General features: G+C 30.4%; 22 protein-coding genes. 20 read left to right on the top strand and 2 right to left on the bottom strand.

What is annotated here, in order from left to right; translation table 11 throughout:
* Positions 1 to 31: 31 nt before the first annotated feature.
* Positions 32 to 1,639: a gamma-glutamyltransferase gene (ggt, locus tag J2Z76_RS11100; RefSeq protein WP_209512123.1), complete on the top strand. Its 1,608-nt coding sequence runs from the start codon at positions 32 to 34 to the stop codon at positions 1,637 to 1,639.
* A 35-nt stretch (positions 1,640 to 1,674) separates the two neighbouring features.
* The gene (gene yfbR / locus J2Z76_RS11105) at positions 1,675 to 2,256 is read left to right on the top strand and encodes a 5'-deoxynucleotidase (RefSeq protein WP_209512124.1); all 582 of its coding nucleotides are present in this window, start codon (positions 1,675 to 1,677) and stop codon (positions 2,254 to 2,256) included.
* 41 nt (positions 2,257 to 2,297) lie between these two features.
* Here the strand turns inward: yfbR and J2Z76_RS11110 are convergent, their stop codons facing one another.
* Entirely contained in the window at positions 2,298 to 5,600 is a 3,303-nt protein-coding gene (locus J2Z76_RS11110) for a DEAD/DEAH box helicase (protein WP_209512125.1), read from the bottom strand.
* Between the two features lie 331 nt (positions 5,601 to 5,931).
* Between J2Z76_RS11110 and J2Z76_RS11115 the strand changes: the two genes are divergently transcribed.
* A complete protein-coding gene (locus J2Z76_RS11115) occupies positions 5,932 to 6,156 on the top strand; it encodes a putative Se/S carrier protein (RefSeq protein WP_209512126.1) in 225 nt (74 codons plus the stop codon).
* Between the two features lies 1 nt (position 6,157).
* Here J2Z76_RS11115 and J2Z76_RS11120 read toward each other — a convergent pair whose 3' ends face one another.
* Positions 6,158 to 6,874 carry a ZIP family metal transporter gene (locus tag J2Z76_RS11120; protein ID WP_209512127.1) on the bottom strand — a complete coding sequence of 239 codons (717 nt, stop codon included), beginning with the start codon at positions 6,872 to 6,874 and terminating at the stop codon, positions 6,158 to 6,160.
* Positions 6,875 to 7,066: 192 nt separating this feature from the next.
* Here J2Z76_RS11120 and J2Z76_RS11125 point away from each other — a divergent pair, with 192 nt between their 5' ends.
* The 17 genes from J2Z76_RS11125 (at position 7,067) to J2Z76_RS11205 (ending at position 21,649) form a co-directional block, all read left to right on the top strand.
* The gene (locus J2Z76_RS11125) at positions 7,067 to 8,125 is read left to right on the top strand and encodes an L-threonylcarbamoyladenylate synthase (protein WP_209512128.1); all 1,059 of its coding nucleotides are present in this window, start codon (positions 7,067 to 7,069) and stop codon (positions 8,123 to 8,125) included.
* A 9-nt stretch (positions 8,126 to 8,134) separates the two neighbouring features.
* Positions 8,135 to 8,668 carry a low molecular weight protein arginine phosphatase gene (locus tag J2Z76_RS11130; RefSeq protein ID WP_209512129.1) on the top strand — a complete coding sequence of 178 codons (534 nt, stop codon included), beginning with the start codon at positions 8,135 to 8,137 and terminating at the stop codon, positions 8,666 to 8,668.
* A complete protein-coding gene (rpiB, locus tag J2Z76_RS11135; RefSeq protein WP_209512130.1) occupies positions 8,646 to 9,089 on the top strand; it encodes a ribose 5-phosphate isomerase B in 444 nt (147 codons plus the stop codon). The genes J2Z76_RS11130 and rpiB overlap by 23 nt, the downstream gene beginning before the upstream one ends.
* Before the next feature lie 14 nt (positions 9,090 to 9,103).
* Positions 9,104 to 10,132 carry a glycosyltransferase family 4 protein gene (locus J2Z76_RS11140; RefSeq protein ID WP_209512131.1) on the top strand — a complete coding sequence of 343 codons (1,029 nt, stop codon included), beginning with the start codon at positions 9,104 to 9,106 and terminating at the stop codon, positions 10,130 to 10,132.
* Positions 10,133 to 10,172: 40 nt separating this feature from the next.
* Positions 10,173 to 11,282 (top strand): non-hydrolyzing UDP-N-acetylglucosamine 2-epimerase, encoded by a 1,110-nt coding sequence (gene wecB / locus J2Z76_RS11145; protein WP_342455039.1) that lies wholly within the window; start codon positions 10,173 to 10,175, stop codon positions 11,280 to 11,282.
* A gap of 218 nt (positions 11,283 to 11,500) precedes the next feature.
* Positions 11,501 to 11,734 (top strand): acyl carrier protein, encoded by a 234-nt coding sequence (gene acpP, locus J2Z76_RS11150; protein WP_209512133.1) that lies wholly within the window; start codon positions 11,501 to 11,503, stop codon positions 11,732 to 11,734.
* 103 nt (positions 11,735 to 11,837) lie between these two features.
* Positions 11,838 to 12,782 carry an enoyl-[acyl-carrier-protein] reductase FabK gene (fabK, locus tag J2Z76_RS11155; RefSeq protein ID WP_209512134.1) on the top strand — a complete coding sequence of 315 codons (945 nt, stop codon included), beginning with the start codon at positions 11,838 to 11,840 and terminating at the stop codon, positions 12,780 to 12,782.
* Positions 12,783 to 12,792: 10 nt separating this feature from the next.
* A complete protein-coding gene (gene fabD / locus J2Z76_RS11160) occupies positions 12,793 to 13,734 on the top strand; it encodes an ACP S-malonyltransferase (protein WP_209512135.1) in 942 nt (313 codons plus the stop codon).
* An 89-nt stretch (positions 13,735 to 13,823) separates the two neighbouring features.
* Positions 13,824 to 14,555 carry a 3-oxoacyl-[acyl-carrier-protein] reductase gene (gene fabG, locus J2Z76_RS11165; protein ID WP_209512136.1) on the top strand — a complete coding sequence of 244 codons (732 nt, stop codon included), beginning with the start codon at positions 13,824 to 13,826 and terminating at the stop codon, positions 14,553 to 14,555.
* 70 nt (positions 14,556 to 14,625) lie between these two features.
* The gene (fabF, locus tag J2Z76_RS11170; protein WP_209512137.1) at positions 14,626 to 15,867 is read left to right on the top strand and encodes a beta-ketoacyl-ACP synthase II; all 1,242 of its coding nucleotides are present in this window, start codon (positions 14,626 to 14,628) and stop codon (positions 15,865 to 15,867) included.
* 17 nt (positions 15,868 to 15,884) lie between these two features.
* On the top strand, positions 15,885 to 16,310 hold the full coding sequence (gene fabZ, locus J2Z76_RS11175) for a 3-hydroxyacyl-ACP dehydratase FabZ (RefSeq protein ID WP_209512138.1): 426 nt from the start codon (positions 15,885 to 15,887) through the stop codon (positions 16,308 to 16,310).
* 586 nt (positions 16,311 to 16,896) lie between these two features.
* Positions 16,897 to 17,223, top strand: coding sequence for a V-type ATPase subunit subunit G family protein (locus J2Z76_RS11180; RefSeq protein WP_209512139.1), 327 nt, complete (start codon positions 16,897 to 16,899; stop codon positions 17,221 to 17,223).
* Complete coding sequence (locus tag J2Z76_RS11185) at positions 17,210 to 19,192, top strand: V-type ATP synthase subunit I (RefSeq protein WP_209512140.1); 1,983 nt, start codon at positions 17,210 to 17,212, stop codon at positions 19,190 to 19,192. The genes J2Z76_RS11180 and J2Z76_RS11185 overlap by 14 nt, the downstream gene beginning before the upstream one ends.
* Positions 19,193 to 19,672 (top strand): V-type ATP synthase subunit K, encoded by a 480-nt coding sequence (locus tag J2Z76_RS11190; RefSeq protein WP_209512141.1) that lies wholly within the window; start codon positions 19,193 to 19,195, stop codon positions 19,670 to 19,672. It begins immediately after the preceding gene.
* Between the two features lie 49 nt (positions 19,673 to 19,721).
* On the top strand, positions 19,722 to 20,303 hold the full coding sequence (locus tag J2Z76_RS11195; protein WP_209512142.1) for a V-type ATP synthase subunit E: 582 nt from the start codon (positions 19,722 to 19,724) through the stop codon (positions 20,301 to 20,303).
* Positions 20,304 to 20,328: 25 nt separating this feature from the next.
* Positions 20,329 to 21,336, top strand: a complete 1,008-nt coding sequence (locus J2Z76_RS11200; protein ID WP_209512143.1) for a V-type ATP synthase subunit C — start codon at positions 20,329 to 20,331, stop codon at positions 21,334 to 21,336.
* The gene (locus J2Z76_RS11205) at positions 21,329 to 21,649 is read left to right on the top strand and encodes a V-type ATP synthase subunit F (protein WP_209512144.1); all 321 of its coding nucleotides are present in this window, start codon (positions 21,329 to 21,331) and stop codon (positions 21,647 to 21,649) included. Before J2Z76_RS11200 ends, J2Z76_RS11205 begins: the two co-directional genes overlap by 8 nt.
* The last annotated feature ends 7 nt before the right edge of the window (positions 21,650 to 21,656 follow it).

Here is a 21,656-nt window from a genome sequence, read left to right on the forward strand (position 1 = left end):
AATTTTGACAAATTTATAAGGAGCATACGAAATGAATTATAACCCACTTGAATACAAGTATCCATCGAAAAGAAATGTGGCTTATGCACATAAGGGGATGGTGGCAACATCACATCCCCTAGCAGCTCAAGCTGGTTTGGAAATAATAAAAAAGGGTGGTAATGCTATAGATGCTGCTATTGCTACAGCTGCTTGCTTAACCGTAGTCGAACCTACTTCAAATGGAATAGGTGGAGATGCCTTTGCATTAGTATGGATTAATGAAAAGCTGCATGGCTTAAATTCCAGCGGATATTCACCAAATAGTATTTCTATTGAAAAGTTAAAGGAAAAAGGAATAAATGAAATACCTAAGTATGGCGTTGTACCAGTGATGGTCCCAGGAGTTCCAGCTGCATGGGCGGAGTTATCATCTAGATTTGGAAAGCTAGATCTTTCTGAAACTTTAGAACCTGCTGTAAAATATGCTAGGGAAGGCTTTACTGTTTCTACTACAGTTAAGAAAAATTGGGATATAGCTTACAACAAATATAAAAATGAAGCTAAAGGTGAAGAATTTAAGTATTGGTTTGAAACTTTTACTAAAGAAGGAAAAACGCCTAGATTTGGTGAGTTGTGGAAGTTACCATATCATGCAGATACAATTGAATCAATAGGAAGAACAAATGCAAAATCATTTTATAAAGGCGAGTTAGCGGATAAAATAGATTATTTCTTTAAAAAGTATGATGGATACTTAACTAAGGAAGATTTAGTTAGTTATAAATCAGAATGGGTTGAACCAATTAGTGTAAATTACAGAGGATATGATGTATGGGAAATTCCACCTAATGGACAAGGATTAGTTGCATTGATGGCACTAAATATACTGAAGGGTTTTAACTTTAACAAAAAGGATAGTGCAGATACATATCACAAACAAATGGAAGCAATAAAACTTGCATTTGCAGATGGTCAGAAATATATCACAGACAAGAATAATATGAAAACAGAAGTTAATAAGTTGCTATCTGACAAATATTCAGAAAAAAGAAGATCTCTTATAACTGATAGTGCACTTATGCCTACGACAGGTGAACCTAACGGAAGTGGAACTGTATACTTATGTACCGCAGATGGAGAAGGAAACATGGTTTCATATATACAAAGCAATTACATGGGTTTTGGTTCAGGAATTGTAATTCCAGAAACAGGTATAGCAATGCAAAACAGAGGACATAATTTTAGTTTCAACCCTGAGCATGATAATTGCCTAATGCCTCATAAGAAAACATACCATACAATAATACCAGGATTCTTAACAAAAGATAATAAAGCAATTGGTCCATTTGGTGTAATGGGCGGTTTCATGCAACCTCAAGGACATGTTCAAGTAGTTACAAATATGATTGATTTTAATATGAACCCACAAGAAGCACTAGATGCTCCAAGATGGCAGTGGGTTAAGGAAAAATCATTTGAAGTAGAATATGGGGTTCCAGTGCATATAGTAAATGATTTATTACGAAGAGGACACGATATAAAAATACAACCAGATGAATCTCCGTTTGGAAGAGGTCAGGTTATTATTAGAACTGAAGATGGAACTCTTTGTGGCGGAACAGAGCACAGATGCGATGGACATATCGCAATGTGGTAGTGTAATAAATAGTAAAATGGAGACTATGACTATATATGAAAAAATCTAATTTCTTTGCGTTTATATCTAGAATGAAATATATAAATCGATGGGGTTTAATGAGGAATACAAAAGAAGAAAATGTGTCAGAACATAGCTTAGAAGTAGCAGTGTTGGCTCACGCTTTAGCTATTATACAAAAATATAGGTTGAACAAGAATGTTAACCCAGAAAAAATTGTTTTATATTCCATATATCATGATTCATCAGAAATATTTACAGGTGATTTGCCTACGCCGGTAAAATATTATAATTCAAACATAAAGACTGCTTATAAAGATGTGGAACATTCTGCTAATCAAAGGCTTTTAAATCTATTGCCTGATGATTTTTACAAAGAGTTTGAACCCATTTTAATACCAAAGGATGAAGAAATTGAGATATGGAAAACTATTAAAGCTGCTGATAAAATAAGTGCTTATATAAAGTGTTTAGAAGAAGAAAAATCAGGTAACAAGGAATTCATAAAAGCAAAACAATCAATTTTAGAAGATATAAATAATATGAACAGAGAAGATGTAAACATATTTATGGATGAATTTATAGAAGGTTACAACTTAACTCTAGATGAAATGTAATAACAAAAATGCAATGGGGACAGTCCCCATTGCATTTTTGTTTACAATTTAAATAAGTTGTTTATTTCATCACGGGATAGGGTATTAATTATAACCTCTCCTTTTTGAATTACTGATTCTGCTAAATCTTTTTTATTTTGTTGAAGCTTCTCTATTTTTTCTTCTATAGAATCATTTGCTATAAGCTTAAATACTTGAACTTTATTTTCCTGACCTATCCTGTGGGTTCGGTCTGTGGCTTGATTCTGCGCACTTATATTCCACCATGGATCAAAATGTATAACTACATCTGCACCAGTTAAATTAAGACCTGTTCCTCCTGCTTTCAATGAAATTAAAAAAACAGGTACATTATTTGAATTAAATCTATTTGCTAATTCTAGCCTTTCTTCGCTTTTAGTTGATCCAGTAAGTTTATAATAATCTATAGACATGCTTTGCAATTGATGTTCTATTATTTTTAACATGGAAGTAAATTGTGAAAAAATTAAAACTTTGTGATTAGTTTCGATACTATTTGTTATAATTTCCATACACAAATCAAGCTTTGCACTGCTTCCCTTATAATTTTCAAAACAAAGGGATGGATGACAACATATTTGTCTAAGTCGAGTGAGCATTGCAAGTATTTTAATTTGACTTTTCTCATAACCATGTTCAGACACTTCATTATTGAACTCTTCTTGTAACTTCATTATTTCTGCAGTATATAGTTTTCTTTGTGTGTTTTCCATATGAGCATAGGATACAGTTTCAATTTTGTTAGGAAGCTCTTTTAGCACATCTTTTTTGAGTCTTCTTAGTATAAATGGTGTTATTTGTTTGTGAAGTCTATTTAATAAATCTTTATCATCTGATTTTACAATTGGAATTTCATATTTATCTTTAAATTTATTATAGCTTAAAAGAAATCTAGGCATAATAAAATCGAAAATTGACCAAAGGTCAGCTAGAGAATTTTCAATAGGCGTACCAGTTAGAGCAAAACGAACGTCACTTTTTATAAGTTTAACCGCTTTTGCATTTTGAGTTTTTGAATTTTTTATATATTGAGCTTCATCTAATATGCAATATTTAAATTCAGTATTTACATATAATTCGATATCTCTTTTTAGTAAATCATAAGATGTAAAAATTAAATCATAATTGTTTATTCGTGAAATAAGTTGACTTCTTTGAGTTGCAACACCAGAAATAATTAAAGTTGTTATATTAGGAGAAAACTTTTCTACTTCACTTTTCCAGTTATATACTAAAGAAGTAGGACAAACAACTATTGAAGGTTTTTTATCAATAACACTATTGTTGTTTTCTGATAATAATAAGCTTATTATTTGAAGAGTTTTTCCTAATCCCATATCATCTGCTAAAATTCCACCTAATGAATACATAGATAAAGTTTTTAGCCATTTATATCCTGTTTTTTGATAGTTTCTCAATATATGATTTAATTCACTTGGTATTTCAAAATTAGTTTCATCAGATTCCTTGATATTTCTAATCATGTCTTTAAAATTTTGTTCTCTTTGTGCTTCGACCCAGCTATTATTCTTAATTAAGCTGTCTAAGTACAATGAACGATATTTTGGAATTTGAATATGCCCTGACTCAAGTTCTTCGCTTGATATGTTCAAATCATCAACTAGTTTCTCCATTGTACTAAAATAGTCATTATCCAAATTTAAGAATGAACCATCTTTTAGCCTAAAGTATTTTTTTCTTCTTTTATAGGTACTAAGGATATCTTTAAGTTCTGCAGGGTCAAATTCGAGCTTGTCAATATCTATTTCAATTAAGTTGCTTTTTAGTCTAACTCCCATTGACATAGATTTTGGATATCTAATATTTATTTTTTTAAAATCATCGCTAACATTTACTTCACTAAGTTTGGTTAAAATATTTATACCAGAGGTTAAAAATTCATATATATTATTTTCATCAGTCATTGAATATTTAACAGATGTTTTTCTAAATCCAGCATTTTCTATTGCTGCTTCTACTTTAGCTTCTTCTACCAAATCTCTGGCGATAGAATTATCTGTTGTGGATTTTCTTAATGGGTTTATTTCTATATCTCCATAATTGAACACAATATTAGCATAAATAAAACCCTGACTGTTTGTGTCTAGATAAATATTCGTTGATAGAGGCTGAATTTTAAAATTGTCTATTAACTCAAATTCAGATGTTACTTTGGCATATTTAGATATTTGAGGTATTACAGCAGAACAAAATTTACCCATATAATCATTAGAAAGTTTAATAGTTTTTGATGGCTGCACCATAATTTTATTTACTGCAGCAAGAACAATATTTGTAAATTCTTTTGAGCACCTATATAAACTGTCGCCAGATATTATATAAGTATAATTTTTAGAGGAACACATAAAAGTGATAAATAAATCTGTTGTAAAATAATATTTCTCTTCTTCTTCTTTTATATAAAATTCTACTTCAGGGTCTTTGTTCTTAAATGTAATAGTATCATATTTATAATTGTAACCATTACATTCTAATGTTTGGTTTTCAAACAAGTCAAAAAAACTGTCAATTGAAAAGGGAAGAATTTTAAAATAACGCCCGCTTATGTTAAATGAATTAAATGTTCCTTGGGTTTTAGCTATAATTTGTCTGTATGTTTCTGCTTCATCTCTTAAGAAAATTGCCACTGGTTGGGAATTCTTTTCAAATTTTGATACTTCGTGATTAAATTCTAAACTTTTGCCATATTTGACATATGTGTTGTTTTTTATACAATTAGCTAGTGTGTATGCATCTTTTACTACATATTGTCTATTATCACCAATTGTAAACTCTATGCTAATTGCATCCTTTTCAGAAATAAACAAAATTGGTTTGAGGTAGATGGAGCCTTCATTAAACTCATTTTTCACACTTTCAGTTATTTTTTTTTCAAAAATACTAATTAAATCTTCAAGTTGATGGTTATGAATAGTTGATTGTGTTCTACTTTGTCTAAGTAAATCTAAATTAGTTACAAAGGAAACTTGTCTTGAATCATGCTTGTGGTATAATTTAAGCATAGTTGCAATTATATGTTTACATCCACCTGAGCTTTCTAAAAATGCTGGACAATTACATTCGAAATCAGCAATATCACCATCACTATCAATCGTTATGGATATGTCATAAGATGAATAGTAATGACCTTTTACCTTTGTTGAATATATATTAATTTGTTCCTCAAGCGTTGGATCATATTTCCTTTTATAATTTATATGTGAAACTAGATTTTTATTATAATAATCTAATCCCTTAGCAAATGTTTTAGGATTAGTTGCAAAACCTCGTATATCATTTATGTTAAATTTAACTTTTTCCATTTGTTCTCCTTGTTTCTCATTTGTTCATTTAATAGAATATTATATAACAATTTTGAGTCCATTTAAATAGTTAATTTTAAATAAAATGTAAAATTAACAAATAGTTTGTTGCAAAATTAAAATAATAATATATAACAAAAAGTTATAGTAAAAAAAGTTTAATAATATTTTTTCATTAGACTGTAAAAATTATTATTGATATAATCAAATATATTATGGATAAAATGTGCATTGTGGAAAATGTTAAGTAATCATTAATCGTTTAGTGAGTATTTCATGCGCACTGCGACATAAGATTAATTAAAAAAACTAAAAATAAAGGAAAATAAAAATGGAGCAATATGGTTATATTACCTTTAAATCAGTTTCGTACGCCATGAAGTTTGAAACAGCAATAAAAAAACTCAATATAAAAATTAAAATTATTCCAGTTCCACGCAGTATTAGTTCTAGCTGTGGATTATGCGTTAGATTTGATATAGCTGATAATAATGAATTGCAAAATATTATAAATATGCACAAACTAGAGTATAGTCGTATTTATACAGAAATATAAATTATGATGCAAATGATAAATAACAACCACATATAAACCCTATCAAAAGAAAAACAGATTTAATTCTACCTTTGTGAAGAATATCAGCCTCAGGTATTAATTTACTAACTGTAACATAGAGCATGCTGCTTGCTGCTGCAGACAAACAAAAACCAATGAAATATTCTGATATATGACCAAGAACCTCTCCTAAGACAGCACCAAAAGCTGTTGGAAGTCCAGTTAATAGCGTTAATAATAATATGTAAAGTGGTGAAACTCCAGCCATAATAAGTGGAACACCAATTGTCATTCCTTCAGGAATATTGTGTGCAGCAATTAATACGCCCATTTTTATTCCTATACTTCTTGAATAAACATAGCTAGAACCAAGTGCCACACCTTCAGGGAAATTATGAAGACTTAAGCTTACCATTATAATTATTCCCATCTTAAAGAAATCTTGCTTTCTGCCTGCATATTTATTTATTTTTTTAAAAGGTATAATTTCTTCCGCAAAAAATACTATTAGAAGTCCACTGCATAGACCTAGTGTGACAATAAAAAATCCACTTACCTCGTATGATTTTGGTAAAAGATCAAATGAAATTATAGACAGCATTATACCTGCTGAAAAGCTCAATAAGCACGATACAACTTTATCACTTGGATTGCGTATAAATATAGATAGAAGTCCTCCTAAACATGTTCCTATACCTCCAATAATAAATCCTGTCATAAAAAAGTTCAATATATTCAAATTAATTCCCTCCCTAAGATTCCTCAATAATAAAGTATATGTTTACAATATGTAATTAAGTAATATTAAACTAAAATCTCCTTGTACATATTGTTCTTGTGGTATATAATTCATATAGACAATTATGCAACAACTGAATAGTATAAGAACAATCGAAATGGTAGGATAACAATGGATAAAAATATAAAAACTAAAATAGTTAAAGTTGACCCTAATAATATTGATTATGACATAATAAAAGAAGCTGCTCAAATAATAAATAATGGTGGTACAGTTGTATTTCCAACAGAAACAGTATATGGCATAGGCGCAGATGCTCTAAATGATGAAGCTGTTGATAAAATATTTAAGGCAAAAGGTAGACCTCAGGATAATCCGCTAATAGTTCATATAGCAAACTTTAGTGATTTATATGATTTAGCATCTGAAGTGCCTGAAAAAGCAAAAGTTTTAGCAGATAAATATTGGCCTGGACCAATGACAATGATATTAAATAAAAAAGGTATTTTGTCTGATAAAATTACAGCTGGTCTTAAAACTGCTGCAATTAGGTTACCTATCAACGAAATAGCACTAGCACTTATTAGAGAGAGCAAAAAACCAATAGCAGCTCCAAGTGCAAATACATCAGGCAAGCCAAGTCCAACAGAGGCAGGACATGTGATTGATGATTTGATGGGAAAAGTTGATATGATAATAGATGGTGGAAGTACATATATAGGTTTAGAATCTACAGTTGTAGATATGACTACAGAAATACCAATGATTCTTAGACCAGGTGGAGTTACAATAGAAGATATTGTAAAAGTATTGGGAAAGTGTGAATATGATCCTGCAATTATTAAAAATGATGAAAAAATCATACCTAAATCACCAGGTCAGAAATATCGACATTATTCGCCTAAAGCTGATGTCATAATGTATAAAGGTAGTATAGAAAATATAGTAGATAATATTGTACAGGATTATGAAAAATTTGAGTTAGAAGGCAGGAATATAGGAATAATGTCAACTTTACAAACGGAAAAATATTACACTGGCAAAAATACAATTTGTGTAGGAGATAGAAATAATTTATTGACTATCTCGTCCAACTTATTTAGAGATTTAAGAAAATTTGATGAATTAGGAATGGATGTAATACTAGCAGAGTCAGTTGATGAAAAAGGTCTTGGTAAAGCAATTATGAATAGGCTAGGAAAAGCGGCAGGAAAAGTAATTAATGTATAGGTGAGGAATATGAATATATTATTTGTTTGTACGGGAAATACATGTAGAAGCAGTATGGCAGAAGGAATTTTAAAAGAAAAGCTAAAAGAAGTAAATGAAATGGATATAAATGTATCATCAGCAGGAATTAGTGCATTTGAAGGAGAGATTGCAAATGAGAAGTCTATAAAAGTGATGGAAAATAAAGGTATAGATATAAAATCTCATAGAGCAAGACAACTAACAGATGATATTATTTTCCAATCTGATTTAATATTAACTATGACAGTATCTCATAAAAATATAATAAGTGATTATATAAATAAGAAGAAAGTGGAAAAGTTCATGTTTCCTAGGGTGTTTACTTTAAAGGAATTTACTCAGAAAATAAGTGGTGAAAAGGAAAACAGGAACAATTTGGATATTGCCGACCCATATGGAATGGATTATAATGTTTATGAACAAAGTATGCAAGAAATAGAGGCAGAAATAAATAAAATAGTAAATAGTATTAGTAAATTGAAATATAACGGAGGATTTGATGAAAGTAGTAATAGCATGTGATCATGGTGGTTTTGAATTAAAGGAAATTGTAAAAGAATATTTAGAAAAAAATGGGTATTTAGTAATAGATATAGGAACTTATAGTTTGGATTCAGTAGACTATCCTGATTATGGTGAAAAAGCAGGACAAATGGTGGCATCTAAAGAGGTGGATAGAGGCATAGTTATATGCGGTACAGGTATTGGAATTTCTTTGGCTGCAAACAAGGTAAGCGGAGTTAGATGTGCCTTATGCACTAATGAATATATGGCTGTAATGTCGAGAAAGCATAACAATGCTAATATGTTAGCTTTAGGCAATAGAGTTATAGGAAGTGGTTTAGCTTTATCAATAGTCGATGCATGGATGACGACAGAGTTTGAAGGCGGTAGACATGGAATTCGTGTAGATAAAATTATGAATATAGAAACAAAAATATAAAAAGAGGATTAATGATGAATAATAATTATATAGCGTTCTTTTCGGCATTAATAATATCTTTTTTGCTTACACCTTTAGCACGAAAGCTTGCATTTAAGGTTGGAGCTTTAGATATTCCCAAGGATGCGAGAAAAATTCATAATAAACCTATGCCTTATTTTGGTGGAATAGCAATATATGTGGCAATAATGGCTTGTATGTTTGTATATATGCCACAAGATGAGACAAATATATCAATTATGATAGGTGCAACAATTATTGTACTTACAGGAATCATTGATGATATGTATGGTATGCCTGCAAAAATAAAATTGATAATGCAGATTGTGGCGGCAGCTATTGCAATAAAGGGTGGAGTAAAAATTCATTTTATCACCAATCCTTTATCTAATACTGGAATGAGTTTATTAAGAGATTTTACTATACCGATAACTTTATTTTGGATAGTGGGGATTACAAATACAATTAATTTAATAGATGGTTTAGATGGTTTGGCATCTGGAGTTGCTAGTATAGCTGCAACGACACTTCTATTTACAGCTGCTATAAAGGGCTATGATTTTATTGTAATGCAATGTGCTATAATAGCAGGTGCATCGTTAGGATTTTTGCCATTTAATTTTAACCCTGCTAAAATATTCATGGGTGATACAGGTTCGCTTTTATTAGGATATATGCTGGCAGTTACAGCAATACTAGGGATGGTTAAAAGTGTTGCGGCAGTTACTTTAGTAGTACCAATTTTTGCATTAGGGTTGCCAATTTTTGACACAACATTTGCAATAATAAGAAGATTTATCAATAAAAAACCAATAATGGAAGCAGATAAGGATCATTTGCACCATAAGCTTATGGGAAAGGGTTTAAATCAAAGACAAACAGTTTTAGTTATGTATCTAATTAGTATGATGCTTGGGTTAGCAGCTGTTATTGTTTCGGATTCAGACCCAGCAACGGGAATAATTGTAGTTGGATTTGTAATTGTTATAGTTCTTTATCTAGGAAATAAAATAGGATTATTTGCTAAAAAATTAGAGAAATAATTGTTTTACTATTTTGAATAGGGAGGTTGTTATGGAAAAAATTAAGGTACTTATAATATTTGGTACTCGTCCTGAGGCTGTAAAGATGGCACCAATAGTAAAGGCACTTAAAAAAGATGAAAACTTTATAACAAAAATATGTGTTACAGCACAGCATAGGGACATGTTGGACCAAGTTTTAAGAATATTTGATATAGAGCCAGATTATGATTTGAATATATTTCAGAGTGGTCAAACTTTAACGCAGATCACATGTAGAGCTTTGACTGGTCTTGAAAGTGTAATAGAGGAATTTAAACCAGAATTGATATTAGTTCAGGGTGATACGACAACGGTATTCACAGGTGCTTTAGCAGCTTTTTATCATAGTGTAAAAATAGGACATGTAGAAGCAGGACTTAGAAGTGGGAATTTATATTCACCATATCCTGAAGAAGCAAATAGAATGCTAACAGGAGTATTGACGAATTTTCACTTTGCTCCTACGCAAAATTCTAAATCAAACTTATTGCGTGAAGGCTATGAAGAAGATAAAATATTTATAACTGGTAATACATCCATAGATGCATTACAATGGGTAATAGATAAAGATTATAAATTTGATGATGAGCTAATTAATAGTATAGATTTTGAAAATAAAAAAGTAATTCTTTTAACTTCACACAGAAGAGAAAATATAGGAAAACCTATGAAAAATATATTTTCTGCAATTAGGGATGTTGTTGATGAAAACTTAGATGTTGAAGTTATTTATCCTATGCATCTTAATCCTAAGGTAAGAGAAATAGCACAAAGTATTCTTGGAAATAAAGATAGAGTACACCTTGTTGAGCCATTGGATTATCTTCCGTTTACGAATTTAATGTCTAAATGTTATCTTGTTGTAACAGATTCTGGAGGTATTCAGGAAGAGGCACCATCGCTAGGTAAACCTGTACTGGTAGTAAGAGAAGAAACAGAGAGGCCAGAAGGCATTGAATCAGGTACAGCTAAACTTGCAGGAACAGATAAAAATACAATATATGAATATGTAAGTATACTAGTTAATAGTGAAGAAGAATATAAGAAAATGGCAAATGCTGTGAATCCATATGGTGATGGAAGAGCAGCAGAGTATATAGTAGATGCAATAAAGAAAAGAATGTTATAAAAATAAGCCTGTCAAGTATGTAAATATTTCGACAGGTTTATTTTTATTAAATATACTAAAAAACTATTTGTTAAAAATATATTGACAAATTATTTTTTTTGTATTATACTTCGATTATCAAAATATTTGATATTTGATATAAAAGATAATCAAAAAAGTAGCAGTACAAAATATAAAAGTATCAAATTACAATTTATGTATTTATAATGGAGGAAATTATGGTTTTTGAAAAAATAGTAGAAATATTAGAAGATGAATTAGATGTTGAAAAGGAAGATATAAAGCTTGAAAGCAAAATAAAAGAAGATTTAGGTGCTGATTCTTTAGACCTATTTGAACTAATCAGTAAATTAGAAGATGAATGTGATGTAACAATAGAAGAAGAAGATTATGCTAAACTTATTACAGTTCAAGACATAGTAAATTACATCGATAATAAAAAAAACAATTAAAAATACTTGATATAAAGAGTATTAACTATTAAAACGGGATGTATAATTTATAACTATACTTCTCGTTTTTTTAAAAGAAATCAATTGATACAAGGAGTTATATATGATAACTACAAAAATATGCAACTTGTTAAATATTAAATATCCTATTTTTCAAGGTGGTATGGCGCAGATTTCAGATGCAAACCTTGCAGCAGCAGTTTCTGAAGCAGGAGGGCTAGGCGTTATAGCTGCAGGTAATAACCCGCCTGAGGAATTAAAAAAAGAATTGGATAAAATCAGGTTACTTACAGATAAACCATTTGGGGTTAATGTTATGCTATTAAATACATATGCAAAGGAAATAAGTATTTTATTAGCTGAAGAAAAAGTTCCAATTATTATTACTGGTGCAGGAAATCCAGGGGTATATATGAAGATGTGGAAAGATGCTGGCATAAAGGTTATTCCAGTTGTTCCATCAGTGGCATATGCTAAACATTTAGAAAAGATTGGGGCAGATGCATTGATATGTGAAGGCACTGAATCTGGGGGTCACGTGGGCGAGATTACAACAATGTGCTTAACACCTCAAATAGTTGATGCTGTAAATATACCAGTAATTGCAGCTGGAGGAATAGCTGACGGTAGAGGTATAGTTGCTGCACTTTCTCTTGGTGCACAAGGAGTACAGGTTGGAACTAGGTTCCTAGCGGCAAAAGAATGCAATGTACATCAGAAGTACAAAGATAAGGTTTTAAAAGCAAAAGATACAGATACAGCTGTTACAGGAAGAGTTACTGGTCATCCAGTTAGAGTTTTGAAAAATAAACTAGTTAATCAATTTAAGGACTTAGATAAAAAAAACGCACCTGTTGAGGAGTATGAAAATTTAGGTAGACGAAGACTATATATGGCAGCAGTCGAAGGTGATGTTGATTATGGTTCAGTAATGTCTGGTCAAATAGCTGGATTGGTAATTAAGGAACAAACATGTCAAGATATTATTTTGGAAATGTTTTGTGAGGCAGAAAATATTATTCAAAATGTAAAAGATTTTGTTTTTTAGGAGGATGTAAATGAATAAAACAGCTTTTGTTTTCCCAGGTCAAGGCGCACAATATGCAGGAATGGGAAAAGAATTTTATGATAATTTTAGAGAAAGTAAGGATATTTTTAATAGAGCAAATGAAGCATTAGGTTTTGATATAACAAAATTATGTTTTGAAGGACCGGATGAAAAATTAAGTGAAACTAAAATTACTCAACCTGCAATATTAACTGTTTGCATGGCGATATATGAAATAATTAGAAAAAACAAAGGTACTAACCCTATAGTTATGGGAGGACTAAGCCTTGGAGAATATGCAGCATTAACAGCAGCTGATACTATGGATTTTGAAACTGCAGTTAAACTTGTTTTTAACAGAGGTAATTATATGCAAACTGCTGTACCTGTGGGAGAAGGCGGTATGGCTGCTCTCATGGGATGTACAGACGAAGATGCAATTTCATTTTGTAAGTATGTAACAAATAATTGTGACTTGCTTGAACCAGCAAATTTTAATTGTCCTGGTCAAATTGCTGTTGGAGGAAAAAATGCTGCAATAGAATATGCATTAAAGGAATCTTCGAATTTTAATATAAGAAAAGCAGTTAAGTTGCAAGTTAGCGCTCCTTTTCACACTTCAATGTTAAAACCAGCAGGTATAAAGCTTAAGGAAGATTTAAATAAAATAAGTTTTACAAAACCAACTTGTGAAGTTATTTCAAATGTGGATACAGAGTATTATGGAAATGAAGGCGAAATTGCGGATAAACTAGAAAAGCAGGTTTATAATCCAGTTAAGTGGGAATCATGTGTGAGAAAAATGATAGCGGATGGTGTAGATACATTTATTGAAGTTGGACCTGGTAAATCACTTTGTGGATTTATAAAGAAGATAGATAGAGGCGTTAAATTTTTGAATATAGAAAATATTAGTACATTAGAAAAATATTTAGAATTATCATATTCATAATAAAATATGGTTGTCTAAATTTTTAGGATTAATGTATTTAAAAACAATAGAATATATTAATATGTATTATTTTCGGAAAGGATAAAATTATGAAAACTGCTATAATAACAGGAGCTTCAAAAGGCATAGGTGCATTTATTGCACATAGGCTAAATGAGATTGGTTATAATCTTGTTTTAAACTATAAGAATAATACAGATGCAATGAATGAGTTAATAAATAATTTCATAAATAAGGAAACAAAAAATATAGTTGTGAAGTGTGATATATCAGACTTTAATGATGCAAAAACACTTATAGATACATCATATGAAAATTTCAAAGAAATTGATGTTTTAATAAATAATGCTGGTGTAACAAGAGATAATTTATTAGCAATGATGACAGAAGATGAATTTGATCAAGTTATAGATACGAATTTAAAAGGAGCATTTAATTGTTCTAGACATATAGCAAAGAAAATGATGAAACAAAAACATGGAAGAATAATTAATATTTCATCAGTTGTGGGATTAATGGGAAATTCAGGTCAAGTGAATTATTCTGCATCAAAAGCAGGTCTTATTGGTATGACTAAGTCTATGGCAAGAGAGCTAGCAAAGAAAAATATACTTGTAAATGCTGTTGCACCTGGATTTATTCAAACAGAAATGACTGATAAAATTCCTGAAGAAATTAAGATGAATATGATGAAGAATATACCATTACAAAGATTAGGTACCCCAAGTGATATAGCTGATGCAGTAGAGTTTTTAATATCAAATAAGTCTTCATATATTACCGGTCAGGTTCTCTCTGTAAATGGTGGATTTTATATGTAGGCATTGAACAATGGATGAACAATTATATAAGGATTGTTTAAATTGTTGATAATATGGAGGTAAAATTTAAATGAAAAAAAGAGTTGTAATTACGGGCGCAGGTGTAATAAGCCCAATAGGATCAGGCGTAGAATTGTTTTGGGAAAATGTAAAAAAAGGAAAATGCGGTGTAAGTGAAATTGAAGCTTTTGATACAACTGACTATACTGTTAAAATAGCTGCAGAAGTTAAAGATTTTGATCCTAAAAATTATATGGAAAAGAAAGAAGCTAAGAGACAAGATAGGTACTGTCAATTTGCAGTAGCAGCATCAGAGTTAGCTGTAAAAGATTCAGGATTAAACATTGATGCTATTAATAATGAAAGATTTGGAGTTATAATTGGTAGTGCAGTTGGTGGCATACAAACTATTGAAGATGAAATCGGAAAATTGAATGAAAAAGGTCCGGATAGAGTTTCAACATTTTTTATTCCTATGATGCTTCCAAATATTGCATCAGGAATAGTCGCAATAAAGTATAAAGCTAAAGGCATAAATTTTTGTCCAGTTACAGCTTGTGCTTCTGGTTCAAATGCAATTGGTGAAGCTTATAAGAGAATTAAAGATGGAATATGTGACATTATGTTAGCAGGAGGTACAGAAGCAGCTATAACAAGAGCATCTATAGCAGGATTTACTTCACTAACTGCTTTATCTACATCAACAGATGCAAATAGAGCATCAATACCATTTGACAAAGATAGAGATGGTTTTGTAATGGGAGAAGGTTCGGGTATTTTAGTACTTGAAGAATATGATCATGCAATTAAAAGAGGTGCTAAAATATATGCTGAAGTTGCAGGCTATGGATCAACTTGTGATGCTTATCATATAACTTCACCTGATCCAAGTGCTGAGGGTTCTTCGAGGTCAATGCAAGATGCAATTGATGATGCAGGTATTACAACTAATGAAATTGGATATATTAATGCTCATGGAACAAGCACTCCATACAACGATAAATTTGAAACATTAGCAATTAAGAAGATATTTAATGAAAAGGCTAAGGAAATCCCAGTTAGTTCAACTAAATCTATGACGGCACATATGTTAGGCGCGGCTGGAGCAGTAGAGGCAATAATTTGTGCAAAGGCTTTACAGGATTCGTTTATTCCAGCTACGATTAATTACTTAAATCCTGACCCAGATTGTGATTTAGATTATGTTCCTAATGAAGGAAGAGCAAAAGAGATTGAATATGCCCTTTCTACTTCACTAGGGTTTGGTGGACATAATGCAGCATTAGTTATTAAAAAATACAATAACAAGTAGTGTGTTTAGGAGGGAAAATGGTTTACGATATAAATGATATACAGAAAATATTACCCCATAGATATCCTTTTTTATTAATAGATAAAGTTATTGAACTTGAAGAAGGAAAAAGAGCAGTTGGAATTAAAAATGTTACAATAAATGAACAATTTTTTCAAGGTCATTTTCCAGGAAATCCTGTAATGCCTGGTGTGCTTATAGTAGAAGCATTAGCACAAACTGGTGCAGTGGCAATATTATCATTAGAAAAATATAAAAATAAAACTGTTTATTTTGGTGGTATAAAAAATGTCAAATTTAAGAAAAAGGTAGTTCCAGGTGATACTTTAAAGCTTGTGACAGAAATAGTAAAAATGAAGGGTAGCTTTGGAGTAGGTACTGCATTAGCCTATGTTGGCGATGATGTTGCAGCTGAAGCAGAACTAATTTTTTGCGCCGAATAAATAATAATGACATTTTTTAAACAATTTAATACTTGCAATTTGCGAAATATATATTACAATATGATTAGTGAATGAAATAATACTAATCATATTGTTTATTTATATAGTATAATCATGATTATAAATTTATATAAAAACTTTTATTATAGGATTGATCTGTAGTAGAAGTATATTTTTGTATTCTGAATTTAATTTTGCAAATGGGCTTATTTAAATAATTATATATAAAAATTTATTTATTAAATAACAAGGCAAACGTTATACAATATAATAATTATATTCAGCATATTTTTTTAGTTATTGACAAATAATACATTTAGTTTTATTATGGTAAGAATCGACATAATTGCAAGTTTCGAGATTTAAATTTCATATGCATGTCCAAACTTGCATGCTACATACTTTAATTTTAAACTAAATTCTACAATTGAATTTCTATTCTAAAACTGTTTTGTTTGAAAAATCAACATAAATTATATATTTTTAATTATTGGCATAATTTATGCTTATAATTTTATATAAATTAATAAATATTATTATTGCAAGATAGTTGTTTTTAAATTTTTATGATAAGAGGTGATATATAGTGTCTATTGAAATATTGAAGCAAATAAAGGAGGCAGAGGATAGGGCTGAATTAATAAAAAAAGAAGCTTCGCAGCAGGCAAAGCAAATTATTTCTAATGCTAATGCTGAAGCATCACGTATATTAGATGAAGCTGTGATAAAAGCTGAATCAAGTAAATCGGATGTAGTTAAGGTTGCAGAATCCGAAGCACAGGTTATTTATGACAAAATTATAAAAGAAGCTGAAATTAAATGTAAAGAAGTTTTAACAAGTTCAGAATCAAATATGGATAATGCTGTATCAATTATTCTGGAAAGGATAGTGAGAACAAATGTCAATAGTTAGAATGAATAAAATCAGTGCTATAGGTCTTGGAACTGTTAAAGCAGAACTGATTAGCGAGCTAATGGATTTAGGTATTGTTGAAATTAGTTCACAAGATTCTAAACTCACTGATCCAGATTGGATTTCTTATATTGAAAGAGATGGAAATGAAAATGAAGTATTAAAATTGGATTCTAAAATTTCTAAAATTAATACAGTCATTGAAAGTCTTGAAAAATATGATAATTCTAAAAGTCCTATTTTTAAAACAAGAAAAATTATTTCTTCGGGAGAATTTGAGAAAACGTTGAGTAGTAAGGATAAAATAGAAGAAAAAGTAGAACATATTTTTAGACTTATTATTGAATTGAATGACCTTATCACTGAGGAAAATAAAATTACAGCTAATATAATTAGTTTAAAACCTTGGGTAGGTTATAGTATTCCTATTGAACTAGGAGAAACAAATTATACGAGCATATTTATAGGAGTAGTACCAAATATTTTAGGTGTAGAAAATTTAAAGTCAAGAATTGAAGAGAAGTCAAAGAATTGTGTCGTTAATTTAATAGGTAGTGATAAAGATCAAAATTACCTATCAATACTTTGTGTAAAAACTGAAAAAGAAGATGTGTACGAAGTTTTAAAACAATTTGGATTTAATGCAGTTATTTTTAAAGATATTGAGGGAACTGCTGCAGATAATATTGTACAATATGAACAAGAAATTAAAGTTATTTCTGAAAAGAAATCTAGTGTTGAGTCAGAAATTTCAACATTTGTTATGAATAAAGGTGATATTCAATTACTTTACGATTATTTGTTGATTGAAAGAGACAAGTTAAAAGTTTTAAATAGTATGTTAAAGACTAAAAAGACATTTTATGTTAATGGATGGATTCCAGAAAGAAGCAAGAAAAGCGTTGAAAGTGTTCTTAATAAATATGAGTGTTGGTATGAATTTGAAGAACCACAAGAAGGAGAGGAATATCCAATACTTCTTGACAATAGTTCTTTTGTTCAACCTTTCGAGTCTATAACAGAATTATACAGTTTACCTTCTTCAACAAATGTTGACCCAACAGCATTAATGTCTATTTTTTATTTTATATTTTTTGGACTTATGCTCGCGGATGTAGGGTATGGACTAATTATGTCAATTGGTTGTTATGTTATATTAAAGAAATTTAATATTGAGGGAACCACGAAAAAAATGTTTAGCATGTTTTTCTATTGTGGCATTTCAACTATGTTTTGGGGAGTAATGTTTGGAAGTTGGTTTGGTGATGCCATAACTGCTATTGCAAAAGTAATGTTTCATACAGACTTTGTAATTAAACCAATTTGGATTAATCCTATAGATGAACCAATGACACTTTTGATATTCTCTTTTATAATTGGTATAATTCATCTTTTCATAGGTATGGGTGTAAAAGCTTATATAATTGTAAGAGATGGTCATCCTTGGGAAGCATTGTTTGATGTAGGGTTCTGGTATGGGTTAATTATAGGTCTTGCGTTATGGTTATTTGGAAACTCTGTTATACCAGGTTCAGCGGCTGTAGGTAGATGGATGTCTATTATATTTGCAATTGGGTTAATCTTAACACAGGGAAGAGAAAAGAAAAATATCTTTTCTAAATTGCTTAGCGGTATATTGAGTTTATATGATATAACTAGTTATTTAAGTGATGTATTGTCTTATTCTAGATTGTTAGCACTGGGATTAGCAACAGGAGTTATTTCGTCAGTAATTAGCGTGCTAGGATCTCTAGGTGGCGATGGAATATTCGGTTCAATCTTGCTAATAGTAGTTTTAATATTTGGGCATACATTCAATATTGCAATAAACGGACTTGGATCATTCGTACATGCAGCAAGACTGCAATATGTTGAATTTTTTGGCAAGTTCTACGAAGGTGGCGGAGATATGTTTAATCCGCTAATGAAAAAAACAAAATATATTAAAATCACCAAGGAGGTAATTTAAATGGAACTTTTTACAACAGGAAATTTTTTAGCAATTTTGGGTGCCTCAGTTGCAGCACTTGCTGGCTGTGGTAGCGCAATAGGTATTGGTTATGCAGGTTCGGCTGCATCAGGTGTTTTAGCTGAGGATCCAAAAAAATTCGGATCAACTTTGATTTTACAGGCATTGCCTGGAACACAAGGTATATATGGTCTTTTAATAGCTTTTATAATTTTAAATAAAATAGGATTTTTGAGTGGTGGTATGGCAGACTTAACAGCTGTACAAGGTGGATATTTCCTTGCTGCAGCACTTCCAATTGGAGTTGTTGGTATTGTTTCGGCTATACACCAAGGAAAAGTGTGTGCATCAGGTATTATGCTTATATCAAAAAAACCAGAACAAATAGCAAAAGCTATGGTTTATGCAGCTATGGTTGAGACATATGCAGTTTTAGCGCTTCTAATTTCTTTCCTTATAATTAATGGTATTGCAATCTAAATTATTTATATTATTGATTTATCAAAATTTATAGTAGGGATGTGAAACAATGAGCGTTGAAAATATAACACAAAAGATTTTAAGTGAAGCAAATAATTATGCTGAAAATTCTATAAAAACAGCTGAAAGCCAAGGTGCAGAAATAATAAATAAGGCAAAACAAGAGGCTGATTTAATTATTAGTGATAAAGCTGAAAAATCGAATGCAGAGATAGATGTAATTAAAAGTAGAAAAATATCTGCAGGTAAGCTTCAGGAAAGAAAAATGATACTTGCCGCAAAACAGGATTCAGTTAAAAAAAGTTTTGATAAAGCGCTTGAAAAGATTTCAACAATGTCAGAAGATAAGTATATTGATTATCTTGTAGAAGAAATTTCAAAAATTCCAAATTGCGAAGGCGAAATAATTCTTAATGATGAAGACAGGAAAAAAATCGGCGAAAAACTTGTCAAAGCTGTGAATGAAAATTTAAATGTTGACAAAGTAGTATTAAGCAAAAGTACAGTTCAAACAAAAGGTGGATTTATACTCAGAAATGGGGATATTGAAGTGAACAATACTTTTGAAATGATATTAAGCTCTATAAGAGAGGGGCTTACTTTTGAAGTAGCAAATGAGCTTTTTAAATAAATCCTGCCTGAGAGGAGGAATGGCTTTGGCAAAGATTAAAGATACAGATTATTTATTTTCTACAGCACTTGTGAGGAGTGTTGAAAAAAACATGCTTTCTCACGAGAGGGTAGGAAAAATGATAGATGCAAGGACTATCGAGGATGCATTAAAAGTATTATATGATTGTGAATATGGAAATGCAAAAGAGCAAGTGGCGCCTAGAGATTTTGAAAAACTATTAGAGGAAGAGCATAAGAAAACTTATGATTTTATTATGTCTATTGCTCCTGAATTAAATAATTTTAAAATGTTTTTGTATACATATGATTATCATAATTTGAAGGTAATTATGAAGGCAGAATTTTTAGGTATTGAAGCAACTCAATCATTAGTTGACACAGGAACGATTGATGTTAAAATGCTCAAATACGCTGTAAAAGAAAGAGATTTTACTGTATTAACAGAAAACATGAGAAATGCTTTAAATGAAGTAATCGATAATTTTCCCAAAAATAAGGATCCTCAGATAATAGATATTGTTTTTGATAAATATTGTTATGATGAGATGTTTAAATCCGCTGAAGAGTTGAATAATCAATTTATTATTGACTATTTAAAGATACTAATAGATACAATTAATATTAAAACATTCGTAAGGCTTAAAAAAATGGGAAAATCATGGGATTTCTTTTCAAAAGTATTTATTGTTGGAGGGAAAATACCTCAAAAATCATTCGTTTCATCATATGATGAACCTTTTGAAAAATTCTCAGAAGATTTAGCAGCATTTGGATTTGGAGATGTTTTTCTTGAGGGAACTGATGATCTTAAAGAAACAGGAAAATTTACAACACTTGAAAAACTTTGTGATAATAAAATAATAGAACATATTAAAACGGCTAAATTTATTTCGTATGGAATAGAACCACTTGTTGGTTATTTAATTGCAAAAGAAAATGAAATTAAGTCGGCAAGAATTATAATGGCAGGAAAGCTTGCTGGAATACCTTCTGAACTTATTAGAGGGAGGTTGAGAGAGACATATGTATAAAATAGGTGTTATTGGAGATAAACAAAGTGTGCAAGGTTTCAGGGCAGTTGGATTAGATGTATTTGATTGTTCAAATGCAGATGAGGCTAAACATACATTGCATAAAATTGCGAAAGATGACTACGCTATTATTTACATTACTGAAACAATTTGCAATGGTATTATAGATGAAATAAATGAATATAAAGGTATGAGAATACCTGCGATTATTCCAATACCAGGGTTAGATGGAACATTAGGTATCGGTGTTTCAAATATTAAAAAAGCAGTAGAAAAAGCTGTAGGTGCCGATATATTATTTGACAACAATTAAGTATTAA

It is taken from the genome of Sedimentibacter acidaminivorans (assembly GCF_017873955.1).
GTDB classification, from domain to species: Bacteria; Bacillota; Clostridia; order Tissierellales; family Sedimentibacteraceae; genus Sedimentibacter; species Sedimentibacter acidaminivorans.

Coding starts and splice junctions, on each gene's coding strand:
- ggt (WP_209512123.1), top strand. CDS start 32: ATGAATTATAACCCACTTGAATACAAGTATCCATCGAAAAGAAATGTG.
- yfbR (WP_209512124.1), top strand. CDS start 1,675: ATGAAAAAATCTAATTTCTTTGCGTTTATATCTAGAATGAAATATATA.
- J2Z76_RS11110 (WP_209512125.1), bottom strand. CDS start 5,600: ATGGAAAAAGTTAAATTTAACATAAATGATATACGAGGTTTTGCAACT.
- J2Z76_RS11115 (WP_209512126.1), top strand. CDS start 5,932: ATGGAGCAATATGGTTATATTACCTTTAAATCAGTTTCGTACGCCATG.
- J2Z76_RS11120 (WP_209512127.1), bottom strand. CDS start 6,874: ATGACAGGATTTATTATTGGAGGTATAGGAACATGTTTAGGAGGACTT.
- J2Z76_RS11125 (WP_209512128.1), top strand. CDS start 7,067: ATGGATAAAAATATAAAAACTAAAATAGTTAAAGTTGACCCTAATAAT.
- J2Z76_RS11130 (WP_209512129.1), top strand. CDS start 8,135: ATGAATATATTATTTGTTTGTACGGGAAATACATGTAGAAGCAGTATG.
- rpiB (WP_209512130.1), top strand. CDS start 8,646: ATGAAAGTAGTAATAGCATGTGATCATGGTGGTTTTGAATTAAAGGAA.
- J2Z76_RS11140 (WP_209512131.1), top strand. CDS start 9,104: ATGAATAATAATTATATAGCGTTCTTTTCGGCATTAATAATATCTTTT.
- acpP (WP_209512133.1), top strand. CDS start 11,501: ATGGTTTTTGAAAAAATAGTAGAAATATTAGAAGATGAATTAGATGTT.
- fabK (WP_209512134.1), top strand. CDS start 11,838: ATGATAACTACAAAAATATGCAACTTGTTAAATATTAAATATCCTATT.
- fabD (WP_209512135.1), top strand. CDS start 12,793: ATGAATAAAACAGCTTTTGTTTTCCCAGGTCAAGGCGCACAATATGCA.
- fabG (WP_209512136.1), top strand. CDS start 13,824: ATGAAAACTGCTATAATAACAGGAGCTTCAAAAGGCATAGGTGCATTT.
- fabF (WP_209512137.1), top strand. CDS start 14,626: ATGAAAAAAAGAGTTGTAATTACGGGCGCAGGTGTAATAAGCCCAATA.
- fabZ (WP_209512138.1), top strand. CDS start 15,885: ATGGTTTACGATATAAATGATATACAGAAAATATTACCCCATAGATAT.
- J2Z76_RS11185 (WP_209512140.1), top strand. CDS start 17,210: ATGTCAATAGTTAGAATGAATAAAATCAGTGCTATAGGTCTTGGAACT.
- J2Z76_RS11190 (WP_209512141.1), top strand. CDS start 19,193: ATGGAACTTTTTACAACAGGAAATTTTTTAGCAATTTTGGGTGCCTCA.
- J2Z76_RS11195 (WP_209512142.1), top strand. CDS start 19,722: ATGAGCGTTGAAAATATAACACAAAAGATTTTAAGTGAAGCAAATAAT.
- J2Z76_RS11205 (WP_209512144.1), top strand. CDS start 21,329: ATGTATAAAATAGGTGTTATTGGAGATAAACAAAGTGTGCAAGGTTTC.